Below are 12,791 nucleotides of genomic sequence, written 5' to 3' on the forward strand. Positions count from 1 at the left end.
CGGGCGACTACCACATGAAGAAACTAAAACAGATACAGGAAGCAGCGCGCGTCGGCTCGACAGCGCGGGCGCATGACGTGGTGACGCAAGGCGGCGTCATGGTGGTGATGCGTGACGGCGTGCGCCTGGCGACGGATGTGTACCTGCCGGCCTGCAATGGCCAGCCCTTGGCCGGCCCGTTCCCGGTGCTGGTGGAGCGCACGCCCTACGGCAAGAACAACGAAGCCAACCGGGAGCGCACGGCGCGCGATCCGCGCCCCGTGCCCCGTGCCGATATCGCGGCCTGGTTCGGGCGCCGCGGCTATGTCGTTGTGTTGCAGGATTGCCGGGGCCGCTTCGCCTCGGAAGGCGTCTTCACCAAATACCTGGGGGAGGCAGACGACGGTTTCGACACCCTGGCCTGGATTGCGCAACAGCCCTGGTGCAACGGCCGCATCGGCACGCTGGGCCTGTCTTATGCGGCGCACACCCAAACCGCGCTGGTGAGCCGGCATCCCCCGGGCCTGGCGGCGATGTTTCTGGATTGCGGCGGCTTTGCCAATGCCTACCGCGGCGGCATCCGCCATGGCGGCGCGTTCGAACTCAAGCAGGCCACCTGGGCTTACACCAATGCCCAGCGGACCGGCCCGGCGCAGCGTGACCCTGTCATCCAGGCGGCGCTGGCCGCCGAGGACATCGCCGCCTGGTTTACCGCGATGCCCTGGAAGCGCGGGCACTCGCCGCTGAAATGGGTGCCCGAGTACGAGCACTATCTGTTCGAACAATGGGAGCACGGCAACTTCGATGCCTACTGGCGTCAGCCGGAGCTTTACGCTGCCGGGCACTATGACCGCTTCGATGGAATCCCCACGCTGCTGATGTGCGGCTGGTGGGATCCCTATGCCCAGACCACGACGGACAACTACCTTGGCATCTCGCGCCGCAAGGAGGGCATCGCGCGCCTCGTGCTTGGGCCGTGGACGCACGGCGAGCGCAGCGTGACCTACGCCGGGGATGTCGATTTTGGCCCGCAGGCAACGCTCGATGGCACGCTGGCCGAGAATCATCTGGCCTTTCGCCTGGCCTGGTTCGACCGCTGGCTCAAATCTGATGCCGAGGGCGGGAACCTCAGCGCGGCGGACGATCCGGCGGTGCGCTATTTCCGCATGGGCGGCGGCTCAGGGCATCGCACGGCGGGCGGGCGGCTCGATCACGGCGGCGCTTGGCGCACGGCCAGCGGCTGGCCGTTGCCCGGCACCGAGTTCCGGCCGTACTTCCTGCAGGCCGATGGCACGCTGCAATGCCAGGTCCCCATGGAGGAAGCCGTGCTGGCGTTCGATTTCGATCCGGCGCACCCGGTTCCGACCATTGGCGGCTCCATCACATCGGGCGAGCCCTTGATGACGGCCGGTGCGTACGACCAGCGCACCCAGCACGGAATTTTCGGGGCGCAGCCTCCTTATCTGCCGCTCGCCGCAAGGCGCGACATCCTGGTGTTCGAAACATCGCCGCTCGAAGAGGACATGGAAGTGACAGGCCCGGTCGTCATCAGGCTGTGGATTTCATCGAGCGCGCCGGACACCGATTTCACCGCCAAGCTGATCGATGTGCATCCGCCCAATGCCGATTACCCGCAGGGCTACGCCATGAACCTCACCGACGGCATTCTTCGCAGCCGCTACCGGCGCTCGTGGGAAAACCCGGAGTTGCTGTCGCCCGGCGAAATTGCCGAGATCACCATCGAGCCTATGCCCACCTCCAACCTCTTCAAGAAGGGGCATCGCATCCGCCTCGACATCTCCAGCAGCAACTTCCCGCGCTTCGATGTGAATCCCAACACCGGCGAACCCGAAGGCCGCGCGCAGCGCAGCCAGGCAGCCGTCAACCGGGTGCATGTGTCAGCGGCTTACCCCTCGCAACTGCTGCTGCCCATCGTGTCGCAGCCGGGCGCCGACGGGCACTGAGTCGCGTGCGCCGATAATCGGCGCATGAGCACCCTTTCCAAGACGCCATCATCTGGCGCAGCAAGCACTGACTTCAACACCCTGTCGCTGAACCCGGCGATGCAGGCCAACCTGCAGCAGCTGGGCTACCTGCAGATGACCCCGATCCAGGCCGCCAGCCTGCCGGTGGCGCTGCTGGGCAAGGACCTGATTGCCCAGGCCAAGACCGGCAGCGGCAAGACCGCCGCCTTTGCCATTCCCCTGCTGGCCAACCTCAATGCGCGCCGTTTCGCGGTGCAAGCCCTGGTGCTGTGCCCCACGCGCGAGCTGGCCGACCAGGTCACCACCGAAATCCGCCGGCTGGCGCGCGCCGAGGAAAACATCAAGGTCGTGACGCTGTGCGGCGGCGTGCCGCTGCGCAACCAGGTGGCGAGCCTGCAGAACGGCGCGCACATCGTGGTGGGCACGCCGGGCCGCATCATGGACCACCTGGAGCGCGAGACGCTGAACGTCGACGCGCTGAACACCCTGGTGCTGGACGAAGCCGACCGCATGCTGGACATGGGCTTTTACAACGACATCGCCACCGTGACCAAACAGTGCCCCGATGAGCGGCAAACCTTGCTTTTTTCGGCTACCTATCCCGAAGGCATTGCCAAAATCAGCCAGCAGTTCATGAAGGAGCCGCAGACCATCACCGTGCAGGCGCAGCATGAAAAAAGCAAAATCCGCCAGCGCTGGTATGAGGTGAAGGAAAGCGAACGCCTGCACGCCGTCTCGCTGGTGCTCAACCATTACCGCCCGGCCAGCACCCTGGCGTTTTGCAACACCAAGCTGCAGTGCCGCAACCTGGCGCAGGTGCTCAAAAGCCAGGGCTTCAGCGCGCTGGCGCTGTACGGCGAGCTGGAGCAGCGCGAGCGCGACCAGGTGCTGGTGCAGTTTGCCAACCGCAGCTGCTCAGTGCTGGTGGCCACCGACGTGGCGGCGCGCGGCCTGGATATTTCGCAACTGGAGATGGTGATCAACGTCGACGTGACGCCCGATGCCGAGGTGCACATTCACCGCATAGGCCGCACCGGCCGGGCCGACGAGGAAGGCTGGGCCATCAGCCTGGCCAGCATGGACGAGATGGGCTCGGTCGGCAAAATCGAGCAGTTGCAAAATGCCGAGTCCGAGTGGCACAAGGTGGCTGAGCTCACGCCCGCCAGCCAGGAGCCGCTGCAGCCGCCCATGGCGACGCTGCAAATCGTGGGCGGGCGCAAGGAAAAAATCCGCGCCGGTGACGTGCTGGGCGCGCTGACCGGCGAGGCCGGTTTCACGCGCGAGCAGGTCGGCAAGATCAACGTCAACGAGTTTTCAACCTATGTGGCGGTGGACCGCAGGATTGCCGCGGAGGCGCTGCACAGGCTGTCCACCGGGCGGGTCAAGGGCAAAAGCGTCAAGGTGCGCCTGCTGGACGACGAATCCTGAGAACTGACAGGAACGAGACATTCTTAATAAAATCGGCCCCTAGCCCAGATAAATAGGGCGTGAGAAGCTATTAAATCCATAGCGAAAATCTGAATCAATGGTTTCTGCCGGGTTCCTGTGTAGGCGCCCACGCCAGCAGCAGGCCGGACGCGGCATCCAGATGCCGGAAGCCAAAGGCGGAAATTGCCGGCACGGCACCGGGCCGGGTTCACAATGATGGGTACACCCGTCCAGCGGAAGGTCCGCTCGCCCGCCCAAGGCGGGTGCCACCCGCTGGAACGCATCAACCCTTATTCCCTTATTGATATTGACGGTTTGGCGATGGCCGGCCCCGCGGGGGCCGCGCCGTCATGGACCCGCCAAGGAAAGAACCCATGGTCAGGCTCCAGTTCTCCGTCGAACTCAACTACGATATTTCGCCGCCGGGCGGCGACTTCATCTTCAACATTCACGCGGCCCACACGCTGCAGCAGACCGTGGTGAACGAGACCCTGCACGTCAGCCAGCCGGTGCCCTACACCATCGACACCGACCCGGCCAGCCGCAATCGCTACCTGCGGCTGCAGGCCCAGGCCGGCCTGCTCAAGGTCATGTACGAGGCGACGGTCGAACTTCAGCATTACACGGCGGCGCCCAACGCGCTGGGCGAGGTGCCGGTCTGCCAGCTGCCGGGCGCCGTGCTGCCCTATATCTACCCGAGCCGTTACTGCCAGTCAGACCGCCTGCAAAAACTCGCCTTCAAGGAGTTCGGCCATCTGCCGCAGGGCTATAGCCGCGTGCAGGCGATCTGCCAGTGGGTGCAGCAGCGCGTGAGTTTCGAGTCCAACAGCTCGCACGGCAGCACCTCGGCCGTCGACACGGTGGTCGACCGCGTCGGCGTCTGCCGCGACTTTGCGCATTTGATGATCGCGCTATGCCGGGCGGTCAATCTGCCGGCCCGTTTTGCCACCGGCATCGACTACGGCGCCGACCCGGCGCTGGGCCCGACCGACTTTCATGCCTATGTGGAGGTCTATCTGGACCACCGCTGGTACATGTTCGATCCTTCAGGCACGGCCATTCCCATGGGCTTTGTGCGTATTGCCACCGGACGTGACGCCGCCGATGCGGCCTTTGCCATGCTGTTTGGCAGCATTACCTCCAGCGCGCCCATCATCCGCATCCAGCCCGTCGCGGACCGGCAGGGCCATGTGGTTTTTCCGGCGCATGGGAGCCTTGCCCTGTCGACGGATGGGCTCTAACAGGAAGTTATTCCATTTCTAATTCGATGCGAGATTAGGCGCACCCCCGCAGACAGTGCTACAGCACGGCAAGGGGGGGCAACGACATATCGTATTGAAGTAGAAATGGAATTACCGGTTCGCGATGGCCGCCTGATTCGACGCCGGGATATTGCCCTTTTTCAGCACCTGGACTGCCTTGACCGCCGCGATCCAGGCATTGGTGGACCCGACCGCCGCAAAGCGCGTGTGAAACACCACGCTGAAGATGCGGTGGATTTTTTCCGCGCTGGCCTGGCCGGAATTTCGCGCTCCCCGGCGGAATGTCTGAATAAAATTGGCTGTAACCCTTGTCAGTCGGGCGTAAATAGCTATCAAAATAATAGCGATTCGTGCGCCGGATCCGCCTCGCTCAGGTTTTTGCAGAGGCCTGGCGGCGGCGTTCCAGAAAGGCGTGCAACTCGCCGACCACGCCCTTGCGGAAGGCCAGCACGCAGATCACGAAAATCGCGCCGATGATGACGGTGACCCAGGAACCCACCTTGTCGGCCAGCAGGTTTTGCAGCGCGATCACGATGCCGGAGCCGAAGACCGGGCCGAAGAAGGTGCCGACGCCGCCCAGCAAGGTCATCAGGATCACCTCGCCCGACATGGACCAGTGCACATCCGACAGCGTGGCAAAGCCCATGACCAGCGTCTTGAGCGAACCGGCCAGCCCGGACAGCGCCGCCGAGAGCACGAAGGCCAGCAGCTTGTAGCGGTCCACCTGGTAGCCCAGCGAGATGGCGCGGGGCTCGTTTTCGCGGATCATCTTGAGCACCTGGCCAAAGGGCGAGTGCACGATGCGCGAGATGAACAGAAAGCACAGCACAAAGACCGCCACCACGAAGTAGTACATGGCGGTGTCGGATTCCAGTGATAACAGGCCCAGCAGGCGGCCGCGCGGCACGCCCTGCAAACCGTCTTCACCGCCGGTAAAAGGCGCTTGCAGGCAGACAAAAAACACCATCTGGGCGATCGCCAGCGTGATCATGGCAAAGTAGATGCCCTGACGCCGGATGGCGACGGCACCGACCACCAGGCCAATCAGGCCGGCCGCCACCGTGCCGGCGAGGAGGCCCAGCTCCGGCGTCCAGCTCTGTGACTTGATGAACCAGCCGGTCACATAGGCGGCCGAGCCGAAAAAAGCGGCGTGGCCGAACGACAGCAGGCCGGTAAAGCCCAGCAGCAAATTGAAGGCGCAGGCGAACAGCGCGAAGCACAGCAGCTTCATGACGAACACCGGGTACAGCCCGATCACGGGCGCCACCAGCACCAGCGCCAGCAGGGCCAGGTAGGTGATGCGGGTCGCATTCATGACGGGAGCGGCTTTGGGCATGGCGGGTGGGTTGACGGTATCGGTCAGGGTGTTGTGCATGGTTCAGGCTTCCTTGCCAAACAGGCCCGCGGGCCTGAACATGAGCACGATGACCATGATCACGAAGACCACGATATTCGAGGCTTCGGGATAGAAAACACGGGTCATGCCCTCGACCAGGCCCAGCCCCAGGCCGGTGATGACAGAGCCCAGAATCGAGCCCATGCCGCCAATCACCACCACGGCAAACACCACGATGATGAGGTTGGAGCCCATCAGCGGGTTGACCTGGATGATGGGGGCGGCCAGCACGCCGGCCAGCGCGGCCAGCGCCGCGCCGGCGCCATAGGTGCACATCACCATCAAGGGCACGTTGATGCCGAAAGCCTGGACCAGCGGCGCATTTTCGGTGCCGGCGCGCAGGTAGGCGCCCAGCCGTGTGCGTTCGATGAGAAACCAGGTGCCCAGGCAGATCACCAGGGACACCAGCACCACCCAGGCCCGGTAGTTGGGCAGGACCATGAAGCCCAGGTTGGTGGCGCCGGACAGCAGCTCGGGCACCGGGTAGTTCTGGCCCGAGACGCCGTAGAGTTCGCGGAAAATGCCTTCGGCGATCAGCGCCAGGCCAAAGGTCAGCAGCAGCCCGTACAGCGGATCGAGCTTGTACAGGTGCTTGAGAAACAGGCGCTCAATGATCACCCCGAGCACGCCCACGGTGAGGGGCGCCAGCAGCAGCGCCGCCCAGTAGTTGATGCCGAACTGGTCGAGCATGATCCAGGCGGCGAAGGCGCCCAGCATGTAGAGCGCGCCATGCGCAAAGTTGACGATGCCCAGCAGGCCGAAGATGACCGCCAGCCCCAGGCTGAGCAGGGCGTAAAACGCGCCATTGACCAGGCCCAGCATCAGCTGGCCCAGAAAGGCTTGGAGGGGGATGCCGAAAATTTCCATGGAGGCCCGTCAGTTCACGCCTGGAGAATATGAAAAGGGGCCGGTCGCAGGCGCGGCCGGCCACCCCGGGGAATCAGCTTACTTCTTGAACACCGAGCATTTGGACTCGGCCTCCGTGGTGAAAGCCTGGTCGCCGGGCACCTTGGCCACGGTCTTGTAGTAGTCCCACGGCGTGCTCGAATCCTTGGCGCCCTTGACCTGGTAGAGGTACATGTCGTGAATCATGCGACCGTCGGCACGGATCTGGCCCTTGTTGTAGAAGTCGTCGATCTTCATGGACTTGAGCGTGCTCATGACCTTGTCGGCATCCGTCGTGCCGGCGGTCTGCACGGCTTTGAGGTAGTTCATGGCGGCCGAGTAGTCGGCGGCCTGCAGGCTGGACGGCATGCGCTTGTACTTGTCGAAGAAGCGCTTGGCAAACTTGCGTGACGCGTCGTCCTGGTTCCAGTACCAGCTGTCGGCCAGTTGCAGGCCCTCGGTGTTGGCCAGGCCCAGGCTGTGCACGTCGTTGATGAACACCAGCAGGCCGGCGACCTTCATGGTCTTGGTGATGCCGAACTCCTTGGCCGCCTTCATGGCGTTGGTGAAGTCGCCGCCGGCATTGGCCAGGCCCAGGATCTGGGCCTTGGACGACTGGGCCTGCAGCAGGAAGGCCGAGAAGTCGGACGCATTGAGCGGATGGCGCACGGCGCCGGCCACGGTGCCGCCATTGGCCTTCACCACGGTGGCGGCGTCGCCTTCCAGCGAGTGGCCGAAGGCGTAGTCCGCCGTCAGGAAGTACCAGCTCTTGTTGCCGGCCTTGACCAGGGCCGAGCCCGCCACCTTGGCCAGCGCCACGGTGTCATAGGCATAGTGCACGGTGTAGGGCGTGCAGTCTTCATTGGTCAGGCGGGCCGAGCCGGCGCCTATGGAGATGAAGGGGCGCTTTTTCTCGGCCGCCACCTTGGCCATGGCCAGCGAGGTGCCGGAGTTGGTGCCGCCAATCAGCATGGACAGGCCGTCCTTGTCTATCCATTCGCGGGCTTTGGAGCTGGCGATGTCGGGCTTGTTCTGGTGGTCGGCCGAGACCACCTCGATGGGGCGGTTCAGCACCTTGCCGCCGAAATCCTGGGCGGCCCACTTGACCATTTCGGCGCCGGCCGGGCCGTCGATGTCGGCATACAGGCTGGACATGTCGGTGATCATGCCGATCTTGACCGGGCCGGTGCCCTGGGCGAAAGCGGCGCCGCCAAAGCCGACGGCCAATGCGAAGGCAAGTGCTTTGAGTTTCATGGTATCTCCTGGGTGAGGTTGTAAGCGAGAGAAAACAAAAACGGGGGCCGGCGGCGCGAGCCGCCTAAACCCCCAAATACTCTTGCAGCATGCCCATGTTGCTGGACAGCTCGGCCTGTGCGAATTGCTTGACGATCTTGCCGTGCTCCATGACGTAGAAACGGTCGGCCAGCGGCGCGGCAAAGCGGAAGTTCTGCTCCACCAGCACGATGGTGTAGCCCTTGGCCTTGAGCGCCAGGATCATCTCGGCGAGTTTTTGCACGATGACGGGCGCCAGGCCTTCGGAAATTTCATCCAGCAGCAGCAACCGCGCGCCGGTGCGCAAAATGCGCGCCACCGCCAGCATCTGCTGCTCGCCGCCCGACAGGCGCGTGCCGGGGCTGTTGGCGCGCTCCTTGAGGTTGGGGAACATGGCGTAAATCTCGGCAATGCTCATGCCGCCCGGGGCAATGGTGGGCGGCAGCATCAGGTTTTCTTCGGCCGACAGGCTGGCGAAAATGCCGCGCTCTTCGGGGCAATAGCCCACGCCCAGCCGCGCCACCTTGTGCGGCGCCAGCGAAATGGCTTCTTCGCCGCTGATTTTGATGGCCCCCTTGCGGGCACCGGTCATGCCGACAATGGCGCGCAGCGTGGTGGTGCGGCCGGCGCCATTGCGCCCGAGCAGGGTGACGACTTCCCCCTCGTTGACGGTGAGGTTCACGCCGTGCAGGATGTGCGACTCGCCGTACCAGGCGTGCAGGTCTTCTATTTTCAGGAACTCTTTTGTCATCAATGAGCACCTTGCAGTTCGGTGTTGGTGGTACCCATATAGGCTTCGATGACCAGCGGGTTTTTTGACACCTCGGCGTAAGGGCCATCGGCAATGATGGCGCCGCGCTGCAGCACCGTGATGCGGTCGGCAATCGACGACACCACGTTCATGTTGTGCTCGACCATCAGGATGGTGCGGCCCGCGGAGACTTGTCTGATCAGCTGGGTCACGCGGTCCACGTCCTCGTGGCCCATGCCCTGGGTGGGTTCGTCCAGCAGCATCAGCTCCGGCTCCAGCGCCAGCGTGGTGGCGAGCTCCAGGGCGCGCTTGCGGCCGTAGGGCAGGTTCACGGTCAGCTCATCGGCAAAGGCGCTCAGGTCCACCTGGGCCAGCAGTTCACGGGCACGGTCGTGCAGGTGAAACAGCGTGTCCTCGGCCTTCCAGAAGTGAAACGAGGTGCCCAGGTTGCGCTGCAGCGCGGCGCGCACGTTTTCCAGCACCGTCATGTGCGGGAAAACCGCCGAGATCTGGAAGGACCGGACAATGCCGCGCCGCGCCGTTTGCGCGGGCTTTTCATGGGTGATGTCGTGGCCGTTGTAGACAATGCTGCCGCGGGTGGGCGTCAGGAATTTGGTCAGCAGGTTGAAAAAGGTGGTCTTGCCGGCGCCGTTGGGCCCGATCAGCGCGTGGATATGCCCGCGCTGGACCTTGAGGTCCACGTTGTTGACGGCCACGAATCCCTTGAATTCCTTGGTCAGTCCTCGTGTTTCAAGAATGAACTCCACTGACACATTGCTCTCCGGCGGGTTGGGGTTGGCTTCACGGTGACTGGCCGCCTGGCAAGCCCGGGCACAGTCCGCGAAACGCTGGGCCCATCCTAGCCACCCGGCCGGGGCGGCGGTACCGGGTAAGACCCTTAGGTAGTTTTGCGTGATGGGCAACCCTGAGCCTGCAACCGGCCGCCGGCCCGCAGAGCCCCGTGGCGACGGGGCCCGAAACCATGCCGGTTCCCCGATTGGCATTAAAAAGAGCCTGCAGCGCCTGATGGTCCGGCGCCACAAGCTATCAAAAAGCTAGCAACTCTGGCGGGCTGGGGGCAGTGCGGGGCTTATTGCTCCGGGTTGCGGTTAGGCCTGCCCTCTGGCCTGGGGCCCCGTTCATTGACGGTGTCTGCCGGTCGCGCTGATGGGCGCTCCTGGGCCTGCTGTTCCCTGCGCAACAGCTGCTGTTGCCGTTGCTGTTCATTGGCTTGGCGTTGCTGCGCCTGCAGGGCTTGTTGCTGAGCTTGCTGTGCCTGCTGCAGCGCTTGCTGCTGCTGGCGTGCCTGTTCGGCGCGTTGTTGTTGCTGTGCCTGTTGTGCCTGCTGCTGAGCTTGTTGTTGAGCTTGCTGCTGGCGTGCCTGTTCCTGCTGTCTTTGCGCCTGCTCACGCATGGCGCGCTGCTGGCTCAGTGCCTCTTCGCTTTGCCGGCGTTGCTGCGGCTGTTCGGCACGTTGTTGCTGTGCCTGTTGTGCCTGCTGTTGAGCTTGCTGTTGCTGGCGCGCCTGTTCCTGCTGTCTTTGGGCCTGCTCGGCACGTTGTTGTTGCTGTTGAAGTTGCTGCGCTTGCTGCTGGCGTGCCAGTTCCTGCTGGTGGATCAACTCCCCTTGCTGGCGCTGCTGGTCGCGCTGCACCTGTTGTTGCGCCCGTTGCGCCTGCTGCGCCTGCTCCGTCGCATTGCGCTCGGCCGCGGCGCGGGCCTCCGGATTCACAGGGGGGGCGCTGCCGTTTTTCAGCGCCTGTTCGCGCAAGGCGCGCTGTCCCGGCGACTCGTCGGCCTGCCGGCGCTGCGTGTCTTGCTGCCGCGTCAACTCGCGCTGCTGGCGTTCCTGGTCGCGCTGCAGTTGCTGCTGCTCGCGCCGCACCCGCTGTTCGGCGTCGATGGCGCTGCGGTCCTGGGCGGGCGGCGTGAGCAGACCCGGCCTGGCGGCTGGCGGCTGTGCACCCAGCACGCCGGCGGGAAGCGGCGGGGCCGGCGCGCGCGCCTCGGCCGGGGTATTGCGCTCAGCGTTGCCCGGCCGGTTGTCCGGTCGTGCGGCGCGCGAGTCCTCCTGCCGCTGTGCGGCCTCGCGTCCTTCGCCCCGTCTGTCGCCCTGGCTGGCCACCACCGGTCTGGCGATGATCGCGGCGGGCGGCAGCGCGGCAGCGGGTTGCGGGCGCTCCCGCACCTCGGGGCGCTGCGGCAGTGCGCTGCGGTCAGTCACCACGCGGGCCTGGCTCAGATCGGCGGCGTTCAGGACCTGGCGGCTGTCACGCACCGGCCGGCCGCGGACGAAATCGTCCCGGCTGATGGCCGTCACGGCGGCGGGCTGGTGCTGGTAGCGGTAGATATTGGTCACGTTCACCGTGTTGTTGATCACCACGTTGTGGTTCACCTCGGTGAAGTAGCGCGGGCTGGCCCGGTAGGCCGGCAGGAAGGCTTCACCCGGGGCCAGCGGGAACCAGCCCACGCCCGGCCGCGGTGCGCCGCCCGAGGCGATAGCGATATTCCAGTCCACGCCGCCGCTGCTGCCGCCCACAAAGGCGACCAGCGCGGGTGCGTACACCGGGCGCGGCGCCAGCCGGCCCGGCACCCAGGCCCAGCGCGGGCCAATCTGGGCCCAGCGGCCGTAGTGAAACGGGGCAAACCCCCAGGGGGCGTCGTCCACCCAGGTCCAGCCCCAGGGCGGGATCCAGCTCCAGTGGCCCATGCTGTAGGGCGCCCAGTGCACGGGCACGATGCGCGGCAGCCAGATGGCGCCGTAGCTCGGATCCTGGCTCCAGTCGCCATAGGCGTCGAGCTGCTGGTAGCCTATGGTTTCGCGCGGGATGTAGCGTGCCGACACGGACCGGTCCTCGCGCCGGTCGCGGTCGGCGGCCCAGGCGTCAAAGCTGTCCTGCAGCGCGGCGCCGGGGGCTGCCGGCATGAGTTGCGTGCCGGTGAAGCTGGCCTGCTGCTGGGCGCCCAGATTCACCGAGCTGCCGTTGTCGCCATAAATCACGCCACTGCCAGCCTGCGCCACCACCCGGGTGGTGTCGCTGGCCGGGTTGACGTCCAGGCGGTAGTCGCCCGGCTGTGAAATGACGAAGGCCAGGTTGGGCGTGTCTATTTCCAGGCGCTGGCCCTCATACAGAGCCCGAACGCGCAACTGGACGGTGCCTTGCGCCAGGCGCAGCTGGGTCAGGTTGTCGTCCAGGAGCAAAAAATCCAGGCTGGTCTGCTCGTTCATGCGCACCGCGGTCGAGCCCACATGCAATTCCGAGCGCGCGCGCGGGCCGGTCCACAGCCTGTCGCCGCTGGTCAGGGGCCGGTTCAGTTCGGCAGCGCTCCAGTCCGGGCGGTCGGGGGTTCCGTAGTCGGCGGGCGCAAAACTCACCGCGCCTTCGGCCAGGTTCAGGCGGGCGACGCGGCCGGGGGGATCCAGGGACTGGCCTGGCTGCTGGGCCCAGGCCGCGCTTTGCAGCACGGCCAGCAGCAGGAAAAGCAGCAGAAAAATCGGCTGCAAGGCCAGGCGCCGCCCGGGATGGGGGGAGGGCGGCGCAAGCCGGGAACAAAGGCCGGTTGAACCTGTGGGAATTGATGTCATGTTGCGCTCTCCTGCAGTCGTGGCGGGCCTGGATAAATTCGACCCTACCCAGCCATAACGCGCCAGAAGGTGGAGGGACTGCTAAGCGTCTGTAAAGATTGCACCAATTGGTGGGGCCTGCAAGGGGCGCTCCTTAACGCCCCTGGAGCGGGGTGGTCAATGCGCGCCTGAATTACCCTGTGAAAACAGGCTCCAGCCCAATGGGAGCGGGCGCCTCAAGCTATCAAAGCAGGAGTCGTTTGAAGGT

Annotated in this window: 9 protein-coding genes and 1 pseudogene; 3 read left to right on the plus strand and 7 right to left on the minus strand. The window is 65.0% G+C overall.

From position 1 onward, the window contains the following. Positions 1–14 precede the first annotated feature (14 nt). The 3 genes from PJE01S_RS00685 (at position 15) to PJE01S_RS00695 (ending at position 4,633) form a co-directional block, all read left to right on the plus strand. On the plus strand, positions 15–1,943 hold the full coding sequence (locus PJE01S_RS00685) for a CocE/NonD family hydrolase (protein ID WP_068831217.1): 1,929 nt from the start codon (positions 15–17) through the stop codon (positions 1,941–1,943). A 24-nt stretch (positions 1,944–1,967) separates the two neighbouring features. After that, positions 1,968–3,392, plus strand: coding sequence for an ATP-dependent RNA helicase DbpA (gene dbpA / locus PJE01S_RS00690; RefSeq protein WP_068831218.1), 1,425 nt, complete (start codon positions 1,968–1,970; stop codon positions 3,390–3,392). Positions 3,393–3,766: 374 nt separating this feature from the next. Further along, positions 3,767–4,633 carry a transglutaminase-like domain-containing protein gene (locus PJE01S_RS00695; protein WP_068831219.1) on the plus strand — a complete coding sequence of 289 codons (867 nt, stop codon included), beginning with the start codon at positions 3,767–3,769 and terminating at the stop codon, positions 4,631–4,633. Between the two features lie 111 nt (positions 4,634–4,744). On the opposite strand, the pseudogene PJE01S_RS24200 reads toward PJE01S_RS00695, so the two are convergent. The 7 genes and pseudogenes from PJE01S_RS24200 to PJE01S_RS00725 all read right to left on the minus strand — a co-directional run. Next, positions 4,745–4,918 (minus strand): annotated as a pseudogene (locus PJE01S_RS24200) (cysteine hydrolase); the annotation flags it as partial. Between the two features lie 106 nt (positions 4,919–5,024). Beyond that, positions 5,025–5,969, minus strand: a complete 945-nt coding sequence (locus PJE01S_RS00700) for a branched-chain amino acid ABC transporter permease (RefSeq protein ID WP_068831535.1) — start codon at positions 5,967–5,969, stop codon at positions 5,025–5,027. Positions 5,970–6,032: 63 nt separating this feature from the next. Beyond that, positions 6,033–6,917 (minus strand): branched-chain amino acid ABC transporter permease, encoded by an 885-nt coding sequence (locus PJE01S_RS00705; RefSeq protein ID WP_068831220.1) that lies wholly within the window; start codon positions 6,915–6,917, stop codon positions 6,033–6,035. Positions 6,918–6,995: 78 nt separating this feature from the next. Further along, on the minus strand, positions 6,996–8,189 hold the full coding sequence (locus PJE01S_RS00710) for an ABC transporter substrate-binding protein (protein ID WP_068831221.1): 1,194 nt from the start codon (positions 8,187–8,189) through the stop codon (positions 6,996–6,998). 64 nt (positions 8,190–8,253) lie between these two features. After that, positions 8,254–8,958 carry an ABC transporter ATP-binding protein gene (locus tag PJE01S_RS00715; RefSeq protein ID WP_068831222.1) on the minus strand — a complete coding sequence of 235 codons (705 nt, stop codon included), beginning with the start codon at positions 8,956–8,958 and terminating at the stop codon, positions 8,254–8,256. Further along, positions 8,958–9,731: an ABC transporter ATP-binding protein gene (locus PJE01S_RS00720; protein ID WP_068831223.1), complete on the minus strand. Its 774-nt coding sequence runs from the start codon at positions 9,729–9,731 to the stop codon at positions 8,958–8,960. The genes PJE01S_RS00715 and PJE01S_RS00720 overlap by 1 nt, the downstream gene beginning before the upstream one ends. Before the next feature lie 317 nt (positions 9,732–10,048). Next, positions 10,049–12,544, minus strand: coding sequence for a DUF6600 domain-containing protein (locus tag PJE01S_RS00725; protein ID WP_084389277.1), 2,496 nt, complete (start codon positions 12,542–12,544; stop codon positions 10,049–10,051). Positions 12,545–12,791: the final 247 nt, after the last annotated feature.

The organism is Polaromonas jejuensis NBRC 106434 (assembly GCF_001598235.1).
Lineage (GTDB): Bacteria > Pseudomonadota > Gammaproteobacteria > Burkholderiales > Burkholderiaceae_C > Polaromonas > Polaromonas jejuensis.

What these genes read in the sequence shown, in the direction of transcription:
- PJE01S_RS00695 (WP_068831219.1), top strand. Translation starts at nt 3,767, where the DNA reads ATGGTCAGGCTCCAGTTCTCCGTCGAACTCAACTACGATATTTCGCCG.
- PJE01S_RS00685 (WP_068831217.1), top strand. Translation starts at nt 15, where the DNA reads ATGAAGAAACTAAAACAGATACAGGAAGCAGCGCGCGTCGGCTCGACA.
- PJE01S_RS00705 (WP_068831220.1), bottom strand. Translation starts at nt 6,917, where the DNA reads ATGGAAATTTTCGGCATCCCCCTCCAAGCCTTTCTGGGCCAGCTGATG.
- PJE01S_RS00700 (WP_068831535.1), bottom strand. Translation starts at nt 5,969, where the DNA reads ATGAATGCGACCCGCATCACCTACCTGGCCCTGCTGGCGCTGGTGCTG.
- PJE01S_RS00725 (WP_084389277.1), bottom strand. Translation starts at nt 12,544, where the DNA reads ATGACATCAATTCCCACAGGTTCAACCGGCCTTTGTTCCCGGCTTGCG.
- PJE01S_RS00710 (WP_068831221.1), bottom strand. Translation starts at nt 8,189, where the DNA reads ATGAAACTCAAAGCACTTGCCTTCGCATTGGCCGTCGGCTTTGGCGGC.
- PJE01S_RS00715 (WP_068831222.1), bottom strand. Translation starts at nt 8,958, where the DNA reads ATGACAAAAGAGTTCCTGAAAATAGAAGACCTGCACGCCTGGTACGGC.
- dbpA (WP_068831218.1), top strand. Translation starts at nt 1,968, where the DNA reads ATGAGCACCCTTTCCAAGACGCCATCATCTGGCGCAGCAAGCACTGAC.